We start from the raw sequence: 18,452 nt of genomic DNA on the forward strand, positions 1-18,452 counted from the left end.
ATGAAAAAAAGCCGATCAATTCTTTTAAATTTGCGCTTTAATTAAAAAAATCAGGCATGAAGTTAACCACATTGCGAGCAATTTCTCCAATAGACGGGAGATACCGCAAGACATCAGATCAATTGGCGAATTATTTTTCTGAAGCAGCGCTCATTAAATATCGCGTTTTCGTAGAGATAGAGTACTTTATATCGCTGGTAGATTTAAAATTGCCTGGATTAGAAGAATTCGATATTAAATTATTCCCTAAGCTTAGAAACATTTACAGCGAGTTCTCTGAAGTTGATGCGGAGGAAATTAAGGAAACCGAAAAGATAACCAACCACGATGTAAAAGCGGTAGAATATTTTATCAAAGCAAAGTTTGATGATCTTTTGCTTAACGACTATAAAGAATTTATTCACTTTGGCCTTACCTCACAAGACATTAACAATACCGCCATTCCCTATTCTATTAAGCTGGGTTTGAATGAGTGTTATTACCCGGCAATCAATACTTTAATCGAAAAGCTAAAAAGTTTATCCGAAACTTGGGCTCATATCCCAATGTTAGCGCACACCCACGGACAGCCTGCGTCGCCTACAAAACTTGGTAAAGAGTTTTTAGTTTTCACAGAGCGCTTATCCATTCAACTTAAAAGCTTACAACAGGTGCCGAATAGCGCAAAATTTGGTGGTGCGACTGGTAATTTTAACGCACACCACATTGCATATCCAGAGGTAGACTGGGTTAAATTCTCAAACAAATTTGTAAATGAGGTATTGGGATTAGAGCGAGCGCAATATACCACTCAAATCGAACATTACGATCAATTTGCAGCCCAATGCGATGCGATGAAACGCATCAATAACATCATTATCGACTTAGATAGAGATATTTGGACTTATATCTCTAAAAATTATTTCAAACAAAAAATAAAAGAAGGTGAAATCGGTTCTTCTGCCATGCCCCATAAAGTAAATCCGATAGATTTTGAGAATGCCGAAGGTAACGCTGGAATTGCAAACGCACTCTTTGAGTTTTTTGCAGCAAAACTACCTATTTCTAGGATGCAGCGAGATTTAACAGATTCTACTGTGTTAAGGAACATTGGTGTCCCTTTTGCCCATAGTTTAATTGCGTTTAGCTCGACACTGCGTGGCCTGGATAAAATTATATTAAATGAAGATGCGCTTAATGCAGACTTAGAAAATAATTGGGCCGTGGTTGCAGAAGCAATTCAAACTGTTTTAAGACGAGAAAAATTTCCGAATCCATATGAAGCACTTAAGGATTTGACTCGGACAAATTCAAAAATCGATGCAGAAAGTATTTCGAGTTTTATAGACGGCTTAGCTGTAACAGCACATGTAAAAGCTGAATTGAGAACCATTACTCCTTTTACCTATACGGGAATCTTTTAGCTTTTTATAGGGGGTAAAACCTTTCTTCCATAATCCATAAACGGCAAAACCGATAAAAAACGGGTATTGCATGCAGCAAACGGCATTTTTAACATTAGATATGTCTTTAGCAAAAATTAAACGAATCTTCCTTATTACTGTTATGTACCGTTCCGGTACCATACGAGCGGATCTAGTGGTTAAATCTTTACCATTTACGGCCATAATCATATTTAAAATGTATTTAAACGTATTTTAATTATCAATTGTGTGGTGTTTAAAACAAGCGTTTAAACGCAATATTTGTGATTTCTTATTTTGCCAAAAATTACGCTTTTATTGCATTGGATATTAGATTGCATATTACAATGGATATTAAAAACATGGTTTTAAAAGTTCCGAAAAACAGCCTAACAACGTTAAAAACGTTCGTACTACCCTATAAAAAGCCATTTTGCGACATTTTAAGCATAGGTATATCTATCTAGTAAACAAATGATTACAATTACTTACAGTTATTATTTTACTATAAAAATTGTGTGTGAGAGTTTAAGTAGAAGTTTTGTTGTTAGTTTTCCCTATAGAACCCCAGCAGAAGAAGTGAGAACGTCCTTCTTGCCGGTCTGAGAAGCGATAACAGTTTCTAGAGCATTAATAGTTTTGTCTTGCGCACTGATTACCTTATGTAATGAGTTGATAATTTGCCGATCTGAAACTGTATCATACTGAGGAGCCGGCTCTGCTGCCATAGGTAGATTTCTATCTGGTAGAATCATATCTCCTCTATCTATAAGCCACCAATCTAAATTTATTTGAGGGTATGAATTTTTCATATCTCTAATATTTTCAATCGATATCTTCTTGTGGCCTGTTTTTAAGTCGTTAATACCTGCCTTATTGGTATTTAGGACACCCGAAAGCTCGACTAGAGTTTTTATCAGCCCCTCTCCCTTCAGGTATTCAAACACCTCAAATAGCTTCTCGTTATCCGACATTAATAATTTAGTATGAAATAATTATACTTAAAAACTTGCAAGTATGAAATAATCATACTATACTTGTGCCATTAATAGAACAAATATAGAACAATATGCAAGATAATAAGCTAGAAATTCAAAACGATGTTGAAGGAATATACGAAGGAAAGTTAACTGAGCTATTGGAGGGCAAACGCAAAGGCGATTGGTTGCTTGTGGCTGAGCTCGTTGGTATAAGTTCTAAGAACGCAGAAGTTGCATTTAATCGCATCTATTCTAAAAATCATAAGCAGGTGGTTACCGCTTTACAAAGAGTGATCAATAACCGCAAATCAATGTTGCAAAACCCTAAATAATCTACAATGCCAATCTATCACAACAATATACTTTGCATTTCCTACAAGGAGCTGGTTAACAAAGAGGCTAAGCCTAACGTTGTTGGCGAAGGTGCAATTATTACACAATACGACTTTGTAAATCTCTCTAACGCTAAAAAGCTAAAGACAGAACGGAGAGCTTGCCGAGGTACCGAAGCACTTTACCAATTAGATGCGCTGCCCGAATTTGTACAGAACGAAATCGCTAAAAAATACGATGTTTCTAAAGTTGCCCGCCAAGAGCCAATCAAAAAACTTTTGGTTAACGACTACAGGGCTTACCAATTCTTTAGCACTTACACCAAAGATAACGGCGAGCATTTAAAGCCTAACAAGATTAGAGAGTACACGTCTACAGCTACTGTGCTAAATGTGATTACTAGCTTAATGAGCGATGCAAAAGCATGGCGCAAAGCTTTGGGCGGTACAACTTCTACAGCCGGTGCTTTAAAAAACCTTACAGAAATCCTTTCTACCATGCAGCCTGCTTACGGTTGGAAAATTCCAAGTAGCGATCGTGGTTTGCGTGGTAAGATTAAAGTTTATAGAGAAATGGGCTATGCCGGTTTGATTAACGGCAACGAGGGCAACGACAACGCTGCAAAAGTTACCGAAGATGCACAAACGGCAGCGCTTCGTAGAATTATGGCTCTTGGGCGTAATTTAGATGATGTGCAGGTAATGAAGCTCTACAATGTGGCTGCCGAAACTTGCGGATGGAAAAATATTACCAAAGGTACGGTTGCCAATTATAGATCTGAGTGGCAAGTGTATGCAGATGCAGGCAGCCGCGGTAAATCTCACCACGATAATAACCACGCTATGCAAGTTAAACGTAGCGCACCTACTTCGCCATTGCTTTATTGGACTATTGACGGATGGGATGTGGAACTTCTTTATCAGCAAAGAGAAACCGACAGAAAAGGCTATTCTAAAGTTACCTATCACAACCGGTTAACGGTGGTGGTGGTTTTAGATCCTTGTCAAAAATACCCAATTGGTTACGCCATCGGCACGCACGAAACGCCAGAACTTATACGGAGTGCAATGCGCAACGCTGTAAAGCATACCGAAGAATTATTTGGCGAAATGCACCATGTACATCAATTACAAACAGATAGATATGGTAAAGGTAATTTAACACCATTTTACGAGGGTTTAAGTAAGGTTTACACACCCGCTAGAGCGCACAACGCCAAGGCGAAGGTGATAGAGCCTTACTTTAAGCACCTCAATAAGAACTTTTGCCAATTACAGGCCAACTGGTCTGGTTTCGGAATTACATCCCGCAAGGAAGTACAGCCAAATGCAGAATATTTAAACAAGATCCGCCACTCCTTCCCCGATTTGCAAGGCTGTATAGATCAGATCGAAGCAATGATAAGTGGCGAGCGTAGAGCAAAGAAAGAAGCTTATTTAAATGCTTGGGAAAATCTATCTAGCGATTTAAAGCTGACTTGGACCCATGAAGAGTATTTGCACAACATCGGCGAGGATTACGGCCGTAGTAACAGATTAGAAGGTCAGGGGATAAAGAAAACCATTAACGGTGATTCATTTTTCTACGAAAGCTTTGAATCTAACTTTAGAAAGCACCGCAATACCGACTGGGTTTTAAAATGCGATCCGGATGATATGACAAAGGTGCTTGCAGAGAACGAAGATGCAACCCTACGCTTTATGCTCTCAGAAAAACACGTGCAGCCAATGGCTTTAATAGAGCGAAAAGCTGGCGATGCAGATCAACTTGCTAGAATTAATCAATTCAATAAAGCACAGGTGCAAGATATACTCGACGTGCAAGAACACGACTTCCAAGTTTTGGGCGATTTAATGAATAAGCAACCGGCCCTACAAGAAACCCTTGGCAAGCTGCTAATTGTAGACAGCAACGGACAGCATAAAGACAATAGAAATGCCGCCAGATTAAACAGCCAAGCGCGTAGAATAGAGATAAAAGAAGCTGCCAAAGTGCAAAAGCAAGCAGAACAAACCCAAGATGAGGCGCAAGATGCTTACATCGACGGAAAATTGAATTTTAACGACTTTTTATAACCAAACATGAAGATAGAACAGAAAACCGAGATTATAGAAGCGCTAGAAACTTACATGGCTTTACACCAAGTTTCGCAGAACGAGATTGCTAAAAAATCTGATGTAAATGCAAGTTACCTGGTTAACATGCGTAAGGGAATTTTTGCAACCTCTACCGGTGTAGCTTTCGCCGATAAGTATTTTGAGCGTTTGGCATCTATCATTGGCTTTAAAATAGAAAACGATAGTGTAGGTATTAAGCAAACCCGCCAATTTAACTTTATCCTAGCAAATTTAACAGATGCACGAGAATATGCAGAAACGTCCGTTTTAATCGGCGAAACTGGCGCAGGTAAAACCTTTACCGCAGATTTCTTTAAAACTAAGTTTACAGACCTATTTTCTATAAAAATTGGCTCGTCTGATACGCTTAATGACGTGCTAAACAAGATCGCTTTGGAGTTAAAGCTAGATTTTATAACGCACTTAAGAAGCGGTTCTTCTAGGTCTATGAAAATAAACTACATCTGTAGAAAGCTTGCCGGATTAAGAGACAGCGGCAAAAAACCTGTTTTAATTTTCGATGAGGCCGAATATATGAAGCCTGCTGCGCTTTGTGCCTACAAAGAAATTTATGATGTGCTGCTTGGTATTTGTCCAACTGTTTTGTTAGGCACTCCAGAGCTCATTGCCAACATAGATAAGTTAATTTCTAAGAAACAACCAGGTGTGGCGCAACTGTTTCGTCGCATAAAATTCAAGATCAAACACATTCCTAAAATAAATACCAAGTTCGAGCTATTTATAAACGACATAGAGCCCGAATTAAAAAAGTGGTTGCAAACCAACTGCAACAATTACGGCGAGCTTACCGATGTGCTTAAACCCTGCATCCGCGAAAGCGAAAGACTTGGCAAAGATCTAACGCTCCGCTTAGTTTGCCTAGTGCTAAACCTAGATTATGAATCGGCAAGGAACGGCCGCTAATGATAGAGGCCAAAATAAAAAAGCGACCATCTAAGCGCATCGCTATTAAAACCGATGCGCCAGATGTGCCTAAGAAAACTAGAGTTCAGAAAGGTACCCCGCCCAAAGAGCTCGATAAAATAAAGTTTGATCTATTCGACTTTACAGGCGAATGGTTCGAAGCCTTTAGTAAGCCAGAGCGCAACGGCATGTGGTTTATTTGGGGCAACAGTGGCAATGGGAAAACAACCTTCGTGCTGAAGATGGTAAAGTACTTAGCCAATTTTGAGAAAGTGATTTATAACAGTTTAGAAGAGGGCGTGAGAAAAACGATGCAAGATGCCTTTAGAAAAGTGGGGATGAATGAGGTTAACGGCAAGGTGCTGCTAGTTAAAGAATCTATAGATGATTTAATTATCAGACTTAAAAAAAGGCGCAGCGCCAAAATAGCCGTTATCGACAGCACCCAATATTCGGGCTTAAATTTTAAAGCTTGGTTAAAGCTTAAAGCAATGTTTCCAGAGGTGCTTTTTATTCTAGTGAGCCAAGCAGATGGAAAAAAGCCGAAAGGCCGCCCCGCAGATGACATACACTACGATGCAGATTTAAAGATTTGGGTAGAAGGGCACAGGGCAATAAGCAAGGGCCGCTACATAGGCACTAAAGGATATTACACCAATTGGATTGAAGGCGCTATAAAATATTACGAACATTAAAAACTGCAATGATGATAAAGAACTATGATTTTGATTACAACTGTGGAGAAGGAAGAGCCTGTTTTATTGTTGATACTGAAAAATTTAATACTGAATTGACAAGAGAATATTTAGATTTTTTTACGTGGGATTATGATGAAGATGAAGATCCAATAGATGCGTTGATGAAAAAATATGCAATGCAAGCGATAAGAATAAGCACGCTTGAGAATTATAATGAATTCGGAGTAATATCATGGTTCGCAGATGCAGAAGGATTCCCGCTTATCGATGGCTCTATTGGAATCAAACTTACTCAAGTGGAAGGATATGAATTTGATGATTATAACCTATTTGTATTAATCGATTAGCACCCATCTATATGAAGACACTAACCAAAATTACCAGAGTTGAGGAAATTAGAAAGATAGACTTAACGCAAAAGCAAGCGGTGTGCGAGCTGCTGCAATGGACCGAGCAAATGTATTTCGATTTTATGTTTGCTCAGTACGAAGAATTTCTAAACCGCATGTTTAGCGGTTATCCCATACAATTTTTAAACGATGTAAAGTACTCTCCAGTATTTAGTGGCTTTTGGAATAATGAGATTGCAGCTCGCAATGAATTTGATTTTCTACCATTTGCCAATACAGAGACAGAAGATTACTACGAGGTAGATGTAAATGGCGAGCTACAGGTTTTGCAGGCGCTGCCGGTTGGCGATATCTATTTGATAGACGAGTTTATGTTTATACACAACCCACAGCGCTTAATGCACGATGATGCCTTTATGCACCGCTACAACAAAACACTTAGACTTTTAGATAGAAAATATGGAAAACTTAAATAGCCTACAAAATGAGCTTTTGCAATTCTCTAAAGCAAATGCAAACGCGGTAAAAGTTACCGAAGCCGAAGAGATTATTCTGGCTGTGTGCCAAGCTTTAAATGTTGGTTTTGATGATTTAACGAGTGTTAGGAAAAACAGCGAATTTGTAGAAGCACGCCAAATTGCCTTTAAAATACTTAGGGATAAAAAACACAACTGTGATACTATTGGCGACTTATTTAACCGGGACCACAGCACGGTACTTTACGGCGTAAAATGCTACGAAGATAAGATATACACCAAAGATAGATCCTTCTTACAAAAAGTGGCCTTGGTTGCAGAAGAAATGGAGGGGTTATGCGCGTAAACCTAAACCGCGAGAAGCTAACCCGAGTGCATGAAATGGTAACGCTTCTTTTAAACGATTACCCTGCGGGCGATGCTGCCGAAAAGCTTATTGATGCGCTGATAAACAAGGTTAGACTAAAAATGCGCAATAAGTTGGATAAGATGAGTTTTAAAAACTGCTACAGCTTCTCCATACCCCAAGAAGAGGCAATGGCGCTTTTTATATGGTTTGGCCAAATGGAAGCGGTAGTGCAGCCAACCGATTACATTTTTGAAAAGAACGTGCTACAAGACATCATTAACCAAATAGATAGAGAATATGGAACGATTAATAGAACTGGAGAAGTTGATAGAAGTGTACAAAGAACGATTAGTTAAATGGAGTGGCGCAGAGCAGATCAATATTTTGTATAAGCACTATGTAAAAATTCAAGACGAGATCATCACAATACAAAACGAACAAATAGAAAATTTAAAAAGACAGATCAAATGAAAACAATTAACCAACAAAAATCAGCCGACACCTTTTGGAAAGACGAAGCCGGCATTAAAATCCCGTATGCTAGAACCACTAGCCTCGAACGGAAAGCAGAGCGCACGGTCGCCAAACTAGCAAAGGATGCAGTTAAAGCGCATAACATTTTAACGGTATTTAAAAGCGATTTAAAAGCGCAGGTAGAGCAGCTTTATGAGGCGTTTTGCATTGAGAACAAATGCGAGCCTAGAGAAGGGAAACATGGCATTACCTTTTACAATTTCGATAGAAGCATTAAGGTAGAAGTAGCCATTAGCAAGCCACCAACTTTTGATGAAAATACAATTGAATTGGCGAAGGCGAAGCTAGACGAGGTTTTTGAAGACGGATTAGCAGGTGCAAAAGAATGGATTAAGCCGGTAATAATGGACGCCTTCCAAACCAGTAACGGCAAGTTAGACCATAAGCAAGTATTGGGGTTGCGTAAATACACTGATAGAGTGGATGATGCCCGTTATGCCGAAGCTATGGGGCTAATAGATAAATCTATCCGCAGACCAAGCAGCAAAGAGTATTTCCGCGTGTGGATTAAAGATACGCATGGTGAGTACATCGATGTACAATTAAACTTTTCAGCAATTAAAATAGAGGATTAAAACTATGAATATCATCGAATCAGAAATATTAGCGCTTACCAAAGAGGTAAGAAAAGCACAAAAGGCAATTTTTACGGGTGATGCAAAAGCATCATCTACAGACCATAAGAAGATGCGAGATGCAGAGAAGCAGCTCGACAATTTAATTACCAAGGCAGATGCTTTAAACGCCGCTAAAAAGGCAGACAATAAGTTCGATATCGTTATCAAATTAGAGTTTGATGCAAAAGGATCGCCAATGATGCGCCCCGAGTTGCCCGGTCAATTGGTGGCAGCTACCGCAATAGATGCGCTGCTATCTTCTGCGAGTAACATCCAAAAGATGGTAAACGCTAAAAGTGGCGATGATGTGCTTAGAAAATCTACCATTAAGATTTGCGAACTTTTTTAATCCCCCAAACCATGAAAATGATAAGAGCTTATAGGGCAAACGATTTAGAGAGAGTAGACGAGAAATTTTCTATGCCTCTTGTTAGGAAGTATCCTAAGATAGAGCGGAATATGCCTTGCCCATGTGGCTCTGGTATTAAATACAAAAAGTGTAATCATCAAAAATAACGATGCCAATTATGGTAAACGCCAAAAGTGGCGAAGATGTGCTTAGAAAATCTACCATAAAGATCTGCGAAATTTTTTAATCCCCCAACCCCCGAAGGGGGCTTTTAACTACTTAGCCATGAATAAGAAACTATTTGCTTGCATTACCATCATTGTCATTATTGCAGTTATTGGGCTCTTGGCTTTGGGTTGCGGGTGTATCTATGTCATTTATAACATAATAAATTAATGAACGCTAACAAACAAATAAACGAAGGCTTTACGAAGCTTTTTACAGAAGCAACCGAAGAGGTAATTAAAATAACTGCCGCCATCGAGATGCTTAAAATAGACAACGGTTTAGAGATCGTTTACATAGCCGGCAAAGTAACCGGTTTAGATTACGAGGAAACCAAGCAGAAGTTTAGCAACCGTGCAGAGCTATTAACTAGACGAGGTTACATTGTAATCAACCCAATGGACTTTATTGCGCCAGGCACAGATTGGAAACTAGCAATGAGCATTTGCCTACTGCTGCTTTCTGTAGCAGATAACATAAACCTACTGCCCGATTGGTATTTGAGCAAGGGTGCGCAAATGGAAAACGACACCGCCGATAGGTACGAAATACCAACATTGTTAACGTCTATTGCAGACAAAACTAGCTTATAAAAACATGATAGACTTATATAATTATTTAGCATTCATAGCGGTGATGATCATACTAGGTGTGGCGATGGATAGCATAAGCAGAAAGAAAGCAGCAAAAAGAAAGGTAAAAGTTACGGGTTACGGGTTAAAGGTTACAAGTCTAACCGCCCAAACCCATAACTCGCAACCCGCAACCTGTAACACAAAACCCCATGACTAGAGGCGATGTAACCGAAATAAGTAGCCTTTACCCAGGGGATAGGTTTTACTTACACAGCGATAGAAACAAAATCGTTTGGGTGTTTAGAGGCATAAAAAATAGAAAGTTTGCAGCCTATCCGAGTACAGCTTCAGAACGCTACGCAAAATCTCAGACTAGAGAATTTAAAGAATATACCTCGGTGGTATTTCTTAGAAACGAACCGATATCGGGCAATGAGCCGATAACTGTAGATATCGCACAATAAGCCGATACATGAAAGCCTTTAAAATCTTTTACGAACCGATTAACAACCTGCAAAGCGTTGGCGAAACCGTGCTAATTGCAGCAGAGAACGAAGGGAAAGCTAGACTATACTTTCGCAGTGTGTATGAGGGTAGGATTTTAAAGGTTAAAGCAATAAAGCAAGTTTAAATTTATGAGAAAAGACATCATCATCACCGTAATTATTATCGCTGCCGTTTCCATCATCATTTTTGGATTGTACCTGGGCGGCTTCACTAATCCATATAGAGCATATTAATTATGATCAACAAACCCTCAACCTTCAACCTTCAACCCTCAAGCTCAAAGCGAAATTACGCCCAACTCTTCGCTATTTGCAAAAAGCATGGTCTAGATTATAAAGACAAAGTTTTTGAGTTTACCGACGGCCGCACCGATAGTTTAAAAGCGCTTACCGATGGCGAGTATAGAGAATTGATGATACGGATGCAGTTGTTAAACCCCTCCCATCCCCCTAACCCCCAAAGGGGGAACGGCCTAGCGTTTACGCCCAAGCCTGGTGATAAGCAGCGGAAATCTTTTATAGGTATTGCAAGTCAGATGCGGTGGGGTAAAGATACCAAGGAGTTAATTGCTGCAATAGATGTTTGGTGCCTCGCACAGAAATACAAAAAGCCGCTAAATAGTTTGGATGTAAAGGAGCTTAACACGCTGCTCTACATCTTCGAAACAAAAGTATTGGCAGATTATTACTTAAAATTAAACGGATAATATGAAAGGTTTTACTATCGGCAGCCAAACTGCTAAGAGAATCATTAACAACAGAGCAGATGGTGGGGTTTTAAGAAATATTCAAATTAGGATTTCAAAATGGATGTTGATTTGCTTTAATGAGAAAATAGCTTATGATATAGATGAAAGAAGCCACCGGTTCTTAGAGGAAGCTCTCGAGTTATGTCAGTCAGTTGGAACTACTAAAGAGGAAGCGATTTTACTGGTAGATTATGTATTCAATAGACCCACTGGTGAAACATATCAAGAGGTTGGCGGAGTAATGGTTACTTTAGGTGCGCTTTGTAATGCAGTAGGAAAAAATATGGAAGACTGTGCGCTTACTGAAATAGAAAGAATTGAATCGCCTGAAGTAATGGAGCGTATAAGAGTTAAACAACAGAGTAAACCACCTTCAAGCCCCTTGCCACAATGACAACCTACGAACTTACAAGCCTAAAAACGCAAGGAGATTTCTCTTTAGAGTTTGATGCAGGCGGATGTTTAATTACTTGTAAAATGGCATTTAAACAGTCGTTAAAGAGCGAAACCCTGCATAACCTACTATTTAGCAATATCCCATTTAAAGAGGCAGATTTGCCGCAATTAAATAAATTAGGTTTCACTATTACCAAAGCCGTGCCTACAAACCATAAGATTGCCCTATTCTGCCGCCTGTACGAGAAATACAAAGAAATTAAGTATAAGGTAAGCCCAAGCGACACCGGTAAGATTAAAAGCATTAAAATAGATGAAGCCTTGCTTAAGGTTTACTTCGAATCTGAAACCTTTATTTTTAAAAGCAAACAGAGCATCGCCAACCTTGCCAAATATTACAACGAGCTACGTGCAGAGATTGCCGCAGGTGGCAAAGGCAAATATCCAAATAACTATAGTGCAGAATTTATAAAGAAACTCCCAATGGACCAATGGGGCGGTTATTGGGAACATTTACGCAGCTTGGGTTTATCTCCGGTAAAAGATAGAACAGGTAATACTACAGACTGGATTCCATCCCCCAACCCCCAAAGGGGGCTTAAATAAACGAAATTATGACTATAGAGTATTTCGAGAGTGCAAAAAGAATTGTTGAAAATGCTACAAAACAGAGCTTAAATGTTGGTATGAGATTTGCATACCATTATAGAATGCAAATAATTTAACTAATTTAAAGCTCAATCCTTTCTAGCAAAGCTTCTAAATCTGCTGAGGTTAGCAGCTCTACATTATTTAAGTAAACTAAAAAGCCTGTATGAGTTCTAACAATAACGCCGCTATAAAAATTATCTATCATGATATGGTAGTTACCCTGCCCGCCGTGGGGTTGTGTAAGGCGAACAGTTTTAACTTCATTGCCGAAAGCAGCTTTAAATGTTATCTCTGCCATTAATAGTAAAATAATTTATAAATTTAACCGACCTGCCGTTATGGTGGGGTTTAACCTCTAAATAATATGAAAACAATACTCTTAGCATTAATAGTGGTATTATCCATTTCTACAACTTGCCTTGCACAAAATAATAAAGAAAACAGTAAAATCACACAAGTAGAAAAAATAAAAAATAAAGTAAAAGTTTGGTTTAAAAGCAGCTATGTAGCTGAGAATTTTAAAGACCCCTATAGTTATAAGTTATTGAAATTTGAACTATCTCCTATTAGTAAAAAGGACTACTTAATAAATGAGATAGCAACATTAAGTGTTCAAACAAACGAAGATAATAAAGTTATCATAGATACTTACAAAGAAATGATTCAAAAAGGAACTAAGGAATACCTTTCAAAAATCGACAGATATTACATTTATTTAGATGCTTATGGGAAAAATAGCTATGGAGCAAATGTCTTAGGTAAGTATCGTTTTTTAGTCGACCCAAATGGTGTATTGATTGGTAAAGTTGTTGATATGAATGATTAAAATTCCAAAGCCCCGATTTATGATCGGGGCTTTTTGTTTAATTCTTTTTTGTCTTTAGCAAAACGCGCTTGTTATATTTGTCTATATGCAGGGGCAGCAACTACTATTTACTTCTTTATTTGCCACACAAGCGCCAACCGTAAAGCGCAAGCCTGCTATTATCCAGACAGAAAGTACCGATGCTAGAGACCGTTGTTTAGTTTATCGCTACTATTATCACATAGAAATACAGCGCACCCGGTACGATGATGTGCTAGAATATTTAGAAAAGGAATTCTTTATCAGCTCTTGTGTAATAATTAAACGCCTGGGCATTCAATACGATTTTCTAAAAGAAGTGGTAGAGCAAAAGCCAAGGCTACCGAAGTTGAAGAAATTATATCCGCATTTGGTGTGGTCGCCAAACCCACAAAGAGGTACATAAAAAACCCCGAGCAGATCTGCTCGGGGTTTTTTATCGTTAATTTTTTTATATAATTACCTGCCGTTGTAATATCCGCATCCACTACCTGCGCCAAAGGTAAGTCCGTTTTTGTCCGTTACCTTAACATCTGTTCTAAACCAAGTACCGGCAGGGTATTTAGACGAATCGAATGTAGCTTTACCGCTTAATTCGGGAACTAAAACGTTATTGGTAACATCGGGATTTTGGCCATTACCTGCACTGTACCAGGTAACATCTACCTTACCAATAGGTACGTTGGTTGGCGAATAATAAACAAATTTTGCAGTTACGTTTTTGCCGCTAAAACCCACACCTACGCTTTTTGCTATTGGGAATGGTAAATCTTTACCGATGCCAAAACCTTGCTGTAAATCTGCAAATGCTTCGTTCGCTTCGGTATCTGTTAGGGCGTGGTTAACTTGAAAAATACCTGCAAAGTTCCATTTGGCGTTGTTGGTATCGGTGCCCGCGCCAATGCGTGTAAATGCTTTGTTAGAGCCAAAAAGATAGGTTTTAAGCTCGCCTTTGTAGATATTGTCTATCCAATACTTTGCGGTGTTTGTTGCGGTGTACTGCACCCGCACAACAAACGGCTTGTACAAAGGGAGACGACCTTGTATAAATTCGTTGTTTGCATTTGTGGCCCTAAATTGACCGCCTAAGTCTCCTAGGTATTTACCGTAAACATTCCAGTAAGCTTCGTAACTAAAACCGCTTAAATCTAGCCCAATAAACCAATCTTCGCTAGGTTTACCAATTTGCATATCTGGCGAAACGAAATAAAATTTATTCTCGTTATCTAGTTGGATATACCGATTGTTGTAAGTCATTATCTCTGTGCGAGGCTGATCTAAAGAACTTGCATAGAGAGAAACGCCACTTTTGCTGTTTGGTATTTGCGCAACAAAATCTCCGTTGCCAACTTTTTGTCCATTTTTGTTTATCCCGTTAGCGGCGAAGAAAACATTATCGAAAATGGCGTTCAGTTTTTCAGTAGTAGTTACTGGTGGCACTACAACAATAGGGGGCGCGCTTGGTAACGCATTGTAAAGCTTTGCAACCTGCGCGGCAGTTATTGCAGTTTTGCCTTCAAACGGTGGCAAGACGACACCATTTGCCATGGTAACTTCTGAGGTTACAGTTTTAATATACTTAATTTTGCCATCTTTTGTAGTGGCAACTTGGGCCATTAAACCGGTACTTACCAGTAAGGCTAGAATTGTGAATTTAAGTTTCATTTTATATTGATTTATTGTGTTGCTGATTTATCCATAAAAATGGTATCAAACGGAATATTCATAACCGTTAAACCATCTTGCCGAATTTCTTGCGTTTGGCCTTTGCGCATAAACTTGCCAATGTTATCATCTCCCTTGTAGTGGATTGCTTTAAAAACATCGTTGGTAACTTCGAAATAGTTGAGGCTATTGGCTAAAGCTTCAACTGGTACGTGGCTATTTGTATCTCCTTGGTAATCGAACAACAAGCGCACGTTACAGCTGCAGAAACAACGCTGTAGGCCGCCGCCCATATCTTCTGTCCTATTTATGTTAATCCGAATTAACGCACTCGGAAAAGGCAGCGCAGGGCGTAACTGATAATTATCTAACTGCCCTTTATCTAAGTCGGCCCATAAAATAGCCGGTACCGTTGCAATAAGTTCTTTTAGTTTTTCAAATATTTGTATCATCTGTCTATAGCTTTATACATTTCGGCTTTTGCCGCTTTAATTAATCTTGCTGCTAAAATTGGACTTGCGCCTAAAAATTGGCGTTTAGGCATGTTAATGGTGTATGGTTTAAAGGTGAACCCTTGGCCCTCAGTTGTGCCTTTTGTAAAACGTCCTTTACTCTTGCCTTTTTTCTTTCTGTTACGTAAAAAGGTTTCGCTGCTTGCAGCTCTATTAATAGCGCCACCGTAATTGTGTATGGCTGCATAGGGCACATCTGTAACGCCCACATTAAAACCATTTGCCCTGGTGGCAATTACGCGCAAACCTCCTTTTAGTTTACCTGTTTTTACCAATAGCGCCCGTTTGTTCTTTTTATCTTTTCGAGGTGCCCAGGCTAACCCGTCGAAGCTTTCTTTGGCGAAGTTCTCTAACCCGTAGTTAACTGTATCTTCTGCCAAAATCGGAATGATTTGCACCCTTGCAATTGCAATTCGGTTTTGAAGCTCTAGAAAATATGCATCGATTTTGTCTTGGTTGCTCATTGCTGGGTTACGGGTTGCGGGTTAAAGGTTATATGTCATTGCGACCAAATATAATTTTACGATCGGCAGCAGCTATTCGGGTAAATCATGCAATATCGCAGCAGTTTCACAAAATTTAATTTTGTTTTTTCCTTTCTCGCTCTAAAACAGATTTAGGCACATCGCTGAAATACGGATGATCTTGCGCAAATGCTACACCTTCTGCTGCTAGGTTCTTTTTAAAAGCTTCGGGAATATCCGGATAGTTTATTTCGCTATCTGGCGTTTCTACCGCATCTCGTAGTTTTCGAGTTCTACTTCTACAGTTGTAATGGTTTAACGGGAAATATATTTTCCAAAATGGACTATCCCAACGTTTTATAACACCATTTAGCGAGCTACACAGTTCTGTACTATGCTCATCTATAACGGCATCAAACTGTATAAAAGGAAATAGATCTTTCTGCGCTACAATGCTTGCCCACTCGCGCGCCATCTGTCCACTGCGAAAGGCCGTTTCATATTCCGTCTTTAACCAATTTAAATTCTGATCTGCAATTTGCTCAGCGCTCCGTTTAAAGTTATCCCAACTTTTTACCTGTCCATTTGGATCTATAAGCGCATCGTTCATCATTTGCAATTCTTTCCACGTTTTAACAGCAGAGAATTGCTGTACATTCTTTCGCAGCGAATCTGCCAAGCTGGTATCAACGGTTGTAAAATCTGCAACATCGCTTTGTCCTAAACCTTTTAAAATGGCTTTGGTTAATTCATCTACATAGCTTTCAAAAAGGCTATCATCAAAATCAATAGCAGTTTGCGCTTCGAATATTTTACGGATGATGTCTAAAATCATTTGGCTAAATTTTGGTGTAGTATCTGCCAAAGTAATTAAATCCTCCCCCTTGCCCCCAAAGGGGGAATGAGAACACGTTGTGTAAACGCTATTTACATTGTCTTTAAAAGTTAAAAATTTCTGATTTGTCGCCCGAGGTGCTACCGCTCGGGCGGGTTGAAAAAAATCGGTTAACTTTCTTAAAATAGAACGATCGGCAAGCGTAACCTTCCCCCTGGCCCCTGAAGGGGGAATAGGCTGTTCCGCCCCCGAAGGGGGAACAGGATTCTCGGTGGCTTTTGCGCGTGCTGCTATTTGTGCATCGTAATCATCGGGCTTTGGCATTTCGTATTCCTCGTAAAAGAAATCATTGCTGTAAGGAACTTTTAACTCTAAAGCCATTTCCTTATGAATCTTGAACGCTTCTTTCTTCTCGATCTGCTTTTCGCTTTTAAGAATGAATGTGCCACCTTTAACATTAAAGCCTGCGGAGATCAGCACTTTTACAAATTCGCTATTTAGGTACCTGCGTACGTAGTTAATATCAGCTTCGTTTTTCTTATTATCTTCTTGCTGGTGCGTTGCCGATTGTGCGTAGCCGCTTGTATTACTGCTATCAATTGTTTCAGTACTACCAAGCAGCGCTTTAGAAATCTCTTTATTACAGTAATCTGTAAAGCTCATCTGTAGCTGACCATTCGCGTTGCCTGTTGGCATAATAGCGGTAATCTTTGTGCCTGCGGGGCGTACAATTACACCGCCGCTGCCCATGCCGTCTAAAGCTTTAGAAAGTGCAATACGTTGCGCATCATCGTAACCATCCCACTCACCATCTATAATGCCTTGCCCAAACTTTTCTACAAAACTTGCCCAATCTCCTGTTGCACCACGTTTTAAAATGGCATAACCGGCAGCGGCTAAAAAGATGCCTAAATCGTTATCCTTGCCAACATTCATTACGGTTTTAGCATAAATGCCTTCTAGGTAATTCGTACCTGAATCACCTGTTTGCTCGTTGGTTACCAAGCCTAAATCGCAACGGTAATGCTTGCGCGGAATGAGATTTGGTACAACCTCGTGCATCTCGTTATCATTAATGATAAATGCAGGCTCTAGCAAAGTTTTACCAAATCCTTTGGTTGCAATGAGCTCGCTTAATAGATCTTCGAAACCAATACAATCTAGCAGCTGGTTAACTTCTAGCACCGGCTCGCCATTTGCATCTGTAAAAAGCCAATCGGCTGTAGTAATTGCATCTACACGCTTACCCCAAACGCCTTGCCAATGCCCATCGGTACTGGCTAAATCGTTGTACATATCATACAACTGTATGCGGCGCGGTATGGTGCTTTCTGCAAATTTGGTAGCGTTACGCCATTTTCTTAAATCGAGCGAATCTCTTACAATTGGGCGTACCTCTATGTGTGTGTTTAATACGTTCCCTGTTATTTTGCCTCGGGTTTTTGTTACCCTGTCTTTTCTAGGTGCCATAATTAATAATAAGTAGATCGTTTAGGATTGCTGGTTACAGTAAAGCCCTGGTTAAATTCTATGTTTGCCGCAATTACAGGCCAAGTGGTGTAAATTAATTTGCCGCTTTGTATGCGCATTAATTCGGCAATGGCATCGTCGTAACATTCTTTGGCAAGCTCTAAGCTCATGCCTGCGTTGCAAAGCTTTAGCAAATTCCAAATGGCAATGTCTTTGATGAAGATGATCAATGCTGCAAACTTTTTTCTTTCGGTTGCATCTGTAGTGGCAAAGATGGTTGCATAATCGTAGCGGTTTAAATAACCTTCTGCTTGGTTAATGGCTGCATCGATTGCATCTTGTACAAGTGCATTATTGCCCCGGGTAATTACATCGACTTTCTCGTTGTATATGTGTGTGCCTAAATCGGCTTTGCTTATAAAACTCATGC

At 39.5% G+C, this 18,452-nt stretch carries 28 protein-coding genes and 1 pseudogene; 21 read left to right on the top strand and 8 right to left on the bottom strand.

The window, feature by feature from the left end; translation table 11 throughout:
* Nucleotides 1–56: 56 nt before the first annotated feature.
* The gene (purB, locus tag ACVWYG_RS12330) at nucleotides 57–1,403 is read left to right on the top strand and encodes an adenylosuccinate lyase (protein WP_457270530.1); all 1,347 of its coding nucleotides are present in this window, start codon (nucleotides 57–59) and stop codon (nucleotides 1,401–1,403) included.
* Nucleotides 1,404–1,960: 557 nt separating this feature from the next.
* On the opposite strand, the gene ACVWYG_RS12335 is transcribed toward purB, so the two are convergent.
* Complete coding sequence (locus tag ACVWYG_RS12335; protein WP_457270531.1) at nucleotides 1,961–2,377, bottom strand: hypothetical protein; 417 nt, start codon at nucleotides 2,375–2,377, stop codon at nucleotides 1,961–1,963.
* A 95-nt stretch (nucleotides 2,378–2,472) separates the two neighbouring features.
* Between ACVWYG_RS12335 and ACVWYG_RS12340 the strand changes: the two genes are divergently transcribed.
* From ACVWYG_RS12340 to ACVWYG_RS12425, 18 genes are all read left to right on the top strand, one after another.
* Nucleotides 2,473–2,715 (top strand): hypothetical protein, encoded by a 243-nt coding sequence (locus ACVWYG_RS12340; protein WP_457270532.1) that lies wholly within the window; start codon nucleotides 2,473–2,475, stop codon nucleotides 2,713–2,715.
* A gap of 6 nt (nucleotides 2,716–2,721) precedes the next feature.
* Nucleotides 2,722–4,791, top strand: a complete 2,070-nt coding sequence (locus ACVWYG_RS12345; RefSeq protein ID WP_457270533.1) for a hypothetical protein — start codon at nucleotides 2,722–2,724, stop codon at nucleotides 4,789–4,791.
* 6 nt (nucleotides 4,792–4,797) lie between these two features.
* Nucleotides 4,798–5,757: an AAA family ATPase gene (locus tag ACVWYG_RS12350; RefSeq protein WP_457270534.1), complete on the top strand. Its 960-nt coding sequence runs from the start codon at nucleotides 4,798–4,800 to the stop codon at nucleotides 5,755–5,757.
* Complete coding sequence (locus tag ACVWYG_RS12355) at nucleotides 5,757–6,452, top strand: hypothetical protein (RefSeq protein WP_457270535.1); 696 nt, start codon at nucleotides 5,757–5,759, stop codon at nucleotides 6,450–6,452. Before ACVWYG_RS12350 ends, ACVWYG_RS12355 begins: the two co-directional genes overlap by 1 nt.
* An 8-nt stretch (nucleotides 6,453–6,460) precedes the next feature.
* Nucleotides 6,461–6,802: a DUF2528 family protein gene (locus ACVWYG_RS12360; RefSeq protein ID WP_457270536.1), complete on the top strand. Its 342-nt coding sequence runs from the start codon at nucleotides 6,461–6,463 to the stop codon at nucleotides 6,800–6,802.
* A gap of 11 nt (nucleotides 6,803–6,813) precedes the next feature.
* Nucleotides 6,814–7,281 carry a hypothetical protein gene (locus tag ACVWYG_RS12365; protein ID WP_457270537.1) on the top strand — a complete coding sequence of 156 codons (468 nt, stop codon included), beginning with the start codon at nucleotides 6,814–6,816 and terminating at the stop codon, nucleotides 7,279–7,281.
* Nucleotides 7,265–7,627, top strand: coding sequence for a helix-turn-helix domain-containing protein (locus ACVWYG_RS12370; RefSeq protein WP_457270538.1), 363 nt, complete (start codon nucleotides 7,265–7,267; stop codon nucleotides 7,625–7,627). The genes ACVWYG_RS12365 and ACVWYG_RS12370 overlap by 17 nt, the downstream gene beginning before the upstream one ends.
* Complete coding sequence (locus tag ACVWYG_RS12375; RefSeq protein WP_457270539.1) at nucleotides 7,618–7,986, top strand: hypothetical protein; 369 nt, start codon at nucleotides 7,618–7,620, stop codon at nucleotides 7,984–7,986. Before ACVWYG_RS12370 ends, ACVWYG_RS12375 begins: the two co-directional genes overlap by 10 nt.
* Nucleotides 7,987–8,097: 111 nt before the next feature.
* Nucleotides 8,098–8,739, top strand: a complete 642-nt coding sequence (locus ACVWYG_RS12380; RefSeq protein WP_457270540.1) for a DUF3164 family protein — start codon at nucleotides 8,098–8,100, stop codon at nucleotides 8,737–8,739.
* Between the two features lie 4 nt (nucleotides 8,740–8,743).
* Complete coding sequence (locus ACVWYG_RS12385; RefSeq protein WP_457270541.1) at nucleotides 8,744–9,130, top strand: hypothetical protein; 387 nt, start codon at nucleotides 8,744–8,746, stop codon at nucleotides 9,128–9,130.
* 71 nt (nucleotides 9,131–9,201) lie between these two features.
* Entirely contained in the window at nucleotides 9,202–9,297 is a 96-nt protein-coding gene (locus ACVWYG_RS12390) for an SEC-C metal-binding domain-containing protein (protein WP_457270608.1), read from the top strand.
* A gap of 228 nt (nucleotides 9,298–9,525) precedes the next feature.
* Complete coding sequence (locus tag ACVWYG_RS12395) at nucleotides 9,526–9,948, top strand: DUF4406 domain-containing protein (RefSeq protein ID WP_457270542.1); 423 nt, start codon at nucleotides 9,526–9,528, stop codon at nucleotides 9,946–9,948.
* 4 nt (nucleotides 9,949–9,952) lie between these two features.
* The gene (locus ACVWYG_RS12400; protein WP_457270543.1) at nucleotides 9,953–10,147 is read left to right on the top strand and encodes a hypothetical protein; all 195 of its coding nucleotides are present in this window, start codon (nucleotides 9,953–9,955) and stop codon (nucleotides 10,145–10,147) included.
* Nucleotides 10,140–10,394, top strand: a complete 255-nt coding sequence (locus ACVWYG_RS12405) for a hypothetical protein (RefSeq protein WP_457270544.1) — start codon at nucleotides 10,140–10,142, stop codon at nucleotides 10,392–10,394. Before ACVWYG_RS12400 ends, ACVWYG_RS12405 begins: the two co-directional genes overlap by 8 nt.
* An 8-nt stretch (nucleotides 10,395–10,402) precedes the next feature.
* Entirely contained in the window at nucleotides 10,403–10,561 is a 159-nt protein-coding gene (locus ACVWYG_RS12410) for a hypothetical protein (RefSeq protein ID WP_457270545.1), read from the top strand.
* Between the two features lie 111 nt (nucleotides 10,562–10,672).
* Complete coding sequence (locus tag ACVWYG_RS12415; protein ID WP_457270546.1) at nucleotides 10,673–11,143, top strand: hypothetical protein; 471 nt, start codon at nucleotides 10,673–10,675, stop codon at nucleotides 11,141–11,143.
* A 1-nt stretch (nucleotide 11,144) separates the two neighbouring features.
* Nucleotides 11,145–11,579 carry a hypothetical protein gene (locus tag ACVWYG_RS12420; RefSeq protein WP_457270547.1) on the top strand — a complete coding sequence of 145 codons (435 nt, stop codon included), beginning with the start codon at nucleotides 11,145–11,147 and terminating at the stop codon, nucleotides 11,577–11,579.
* Complete coding sequence (locus ACVWYG_RS12425; RefSeq protein WP_457270548.1) at nucleotides 11,576–12,187, top strand: hypothetical protein; 612 nt, start codon at nucleotides 11,576–11,578, stop codon at nucleotides 12,185–12,187. The genes ACVWYG_RS12420 and ACVWYG_RS12425 overlap by 4 nt, the downstream gene beginning before the upstream one ends.
* 124 nt (nucleotides 12,188–12,311) lie before the next feature.
* Here ACVWYG_RS12425 and ACVWYG_RS12430 read toward each other — a convergent pair whose 3' ends face one another.
* Nucleotides 12,312–12,530, bottom strand: coding sequence for a hypothetical protein (locus ACVWYG_RS12430; protein ID WP_457270549.1), 219 nt, complete (start codon nucleotides 12,528–12,530; stop codon nucleotides 12,312–12,314).
* Nucleotides 12,531–12,596: 66 nt separating this feature from the next.
* Here ACVWYG_RS12430 and ACVWYG_RS12435 point away from each other — a divergent pair, with 66 nt between their 5' ends.
* Nucleotides 12,597–13,058, top strand: a complete 462-nt coding sequence (locus ACVWYG_RS12435) for a hypothetical protein (RefSeq protein ID WP_457270550.1) — start codon at nucleotides 12,597–12,599, stop codon at nucleotides 13,056–13,058.
* Nucleotides 13,059–13,143: 85 nt separating this feature from the next.
* A complete protein-coding gene (locus ACVWYG_RS12440) occupies nucleotides 13,144–13,482 on the top strand; it encodes a hypothetical protein (protein ID WP_457270551.1) in 339 nt (112 codons plus the stop codon).
* 53 nt (nucleotides 13,483–13,535) lie between these two features.
* Here ACVWYG_RS12440 and ACVWYG_RS12445 read toward each other — a convergent pair whose 3' ends face one another.
* From ACVWYG_RS12445 to ACVWYG_RS12470, 6 genes and pseudogenes are all read right to left on the bottom strand, one after another.
* Nucleotides 13,536–14,741 carry a hypothetical protein gene (locus tag ACVWYG_RS12445; protein WP_457270552.1) on the bottom strand — a complete coding sequence of 402 codons (1,206 nt, stop codon included), beginning with the start codon at nucleotides 14,739–14,741 and terminating at the stop codon, nucleotides 13,536–13,538.
* Nucleotides 14,742–14,752: 11 nt separating this feature from the next.
* Nucleotides 14,753–15,193 carry a hypothetical protein gene (locus ACVWYG_RS12450; protein WP_457270553.1) on the bottom strand — a complete coding sequence of 147 codons (441 nt, stop codon included), beginning with the start codon at nucleotides 15,191–15,193 and terminating at the stop codon, nucleotides 14,753–14,755.
* The gene (locus ACVWYG_RS12455; protein ID WP_457270554.1) at nucleotides 15,190–15,717 is read right to left on the bottom strand and encodes a phage virion morphogenesis protein; all 528 of its coding nucleotides are present in this window, start codon (nucleotides 15,715–15,717) and stop codon (nucleotides 15,190–15,192) included. Before ACVWYG_RS12455 ends, ACVWYG_RS12450 begins: the two co-directional genes overlap by 4 nt.
* Nucleotides 15,718–15,832: 115 nt before the next feature.
* Entirely contained in the window at nucleotides 15,833–16,876 is a 1,044-nt protein-coding gene (locus ACVWYG_RS12460) for a phage head morphogenesis protein (RefSeq protein ID WP_457270609.1), read from the bottom strand.
* A gap of 12 nt (nucleotides 16,877–16,888) precedes the next feature.
* Nucleotides 16,889–18,022, bottom strand: a pseudogene (locus ACVWYG_RS12465) (phage portal protein family protein); the annotation flags it as partial.
* Nucleotides 18,023–18,024: 2 nt separating this feature from the next.
* Entirely contained in the window at nucleotides 18,025–18,450 is a 426-nt protein-coding gene (locus tag ACVWYG_RS12470; protein ID WP_457270555.1) for a hypothetical protein, read from the bottom strand.
* Nucleotides 18,451–18,452: the final 2 nt, after the last annotated feature.

This window comes from Pedobacter sp. UYEF25, from assembly GCF_054061655.1.

Coding starts and splice junctions, on each gene's coding strand:
- purB (WP_457270530.1), top strand. CDS start 57: ATGAAGTTAACCACATTGCGAGCAATTTCTCCAATAGACGGGAGATAC.
- ACVWYG_RS12335 (WP_457270531.1), bottom strand. CDS start 2,377: ATGTCGGATAACGAGAAGCTATTTGAGGTGTTTGAATACCTGAAGGGA.
- ACVWYG_RS12340 (WP_457270532.1), top strand. CDS start 2,473: ATGCAAGATAATAAGCTAGAAATTCAAAACGATGTTGAAGGAATATAC.
- ACVWYG_RS12345 (WP_457270533.1), top strand. CDS start 2,722: ATGCCAATCTATCACAACAATATACTTTGCATTTCCTACAAGGAGCTG.
- ACVWYG_RS12350 (WP_457270534.1), top strand. CDS start 4,798: ATGAAGATAGAACAGAAAACCGAGATTATAGAAGCGCTAGAAACTTAC.
- ACVWYG_RS12355 (WP_457270535.1), top strand. CDS start 5,757: ATGATAGAGGCCAAAATAAAAAAGCGACCATCTAAGCGCATCGCTATT.
- ACVWYG_RS12360 (WP_457270536.1), top strand. CDS start 6,461: ATGATGATAAAGAACTATGATTTTGATTACAACTGTGGAGAAGGAAGA.
- ACVWYG_RS12365 (WP_457270537.1), top strand. CDS start 6,814: ATGAAGACACTAACCAAAATTACCAGAGTTGAGGAAATTAGAAAGATA.
- ACVWYG_RS12370 (WP_457270538.1), top strand. CDS start 7,265: ATGGAAAACTTAAATAGCCTACAAAATGAGCTTTTGCAATTCTCTAAA.
- ACVWYG_RS12375 (WP_457270539.1), top strand. CDS start 7,618: ATGCGCGTAAACCTAAACCGCGAGAAGCTAACCCGAGTGCATGAAATG.
- ACVWYG_RS12380 (WP_457270540.1), top strand. CDS start 8,098: ATGAAAACAATTAACCAACAAAAATCAGCCGACACCTTTTGGAAAGAC.
- ACVWYG_RS12385 (WP_457270541.1), top strand. CDS start 8,744: ATGAATATCATCGAATCAGAAATATTAGCGCTTACCAAAGAGGTAAGA.
- ACVWYG_RS12390 (WP_457270608.1), top strand. CDS start 9,202: ATGCCTCTTGTTAGGAAGTATCCTAAGATAGAGCGGAATATGCCTTGC.
- ACVWYG_RS12395 (WP_457270542.1), top strand. CDS start 9,526: ATGAACGCTAACAAACAAATAAACGAAGGCTTTACGAAGCTTTTTACA.
- ACVWYG_RS12400 (WP_457270543.1), top strand. CDS start 9,953: ATGATAGACTTATATAATTATTTAGCATTCATAGCGGTGATGATCATA.
- ACVWYG_RS12405 (WP_457270544.1), top strand. CDS start 10,140: ATGACTAGAGGCGATGTAACCGAAATAAGTAGCCTTTACCCAGGGGAT.
- ACVWYG_RS12410 (WP_457270545.1), top strand. CDS start 10,403: ATGAAAGCCTTTAAAATCTTTTACGAACCGATTAACAACCTGCAAAGC.
- ACVWYG_RS12415 (WP_457270546.1), top strand. CDS start 10,673: ATGATCAACAAACCCTCAACCTTCAACCTTCAACCCTCAAGCTCAAAG.
- ACVWYG_RS12420 (WP_457270547.1), top strand. CDS start 11,145: ATGAAAGGTTTTACTATCGGCAGCCAAACTGCTAAGAGAATCATTAAC.
- ACVWYG_RS12425 (WP_457270548.1), top strand. CDS start 11,576: ATGACAACCTACGAACTTACAAGCCTAAAAACGCAAGGAGATTTCTCT.
- ACVWYG_RS12430 (WP_457270549.1), bottom strand. CDS start 12,530: ATGGCAGAGATAACATTTAAAGCTGCTTTCGGCAATGAAGTTAAAACT.
- ACVWYG_RS12435 (WP_457270550.1), top strand. CDS start 12,597: ATGAAAACAATACTCTTAGCATTAATAGTGGTATTATCCATTTCTACA.
- ACVWYG_RS12440 (WP_457270551.1), top strand. CDS start 13,144: ATGCAGGGGCAGCAACTACTATTTACTTCTTTATTTGCCACACAAGCG.
- ACVWYG_RS12445 (WP_457270552.1), bottom strand. CDS start 14,741: ATGAAACTTAAATTCACAATTCTAGCCTTACTGGTAAGTACCGGTTTA.
- ACVWYG_RS12450 (WP_457270553.1), bottom strand. CDS start 15,193: ATGATACAAATATTTGAAAAACTAAAAGAACTTATTGCAACGGTACCG.
- ACVWYG_RS12455 (WP_457270554.1), bottom strand. CDS start 15,717: ATGAGCAACCAAGACAAAATCGATGCATATTTTCTAGAGCTTCAAAAC.
- ACVWYG_RS12460 (WP_457270609.1), bottom strand. CDS start 16,876: ATGCCAAAGCCCGATGATTACGATGCACAAATAGCAGCACGCGCAAAA.
- ACVWYG_RS12470 (WP_457270555.1), bottom strand. CDS start 18,450: ATGAGTTTTATAAGCAAAGCCGATTTAGGCACACACATATACAACGAG.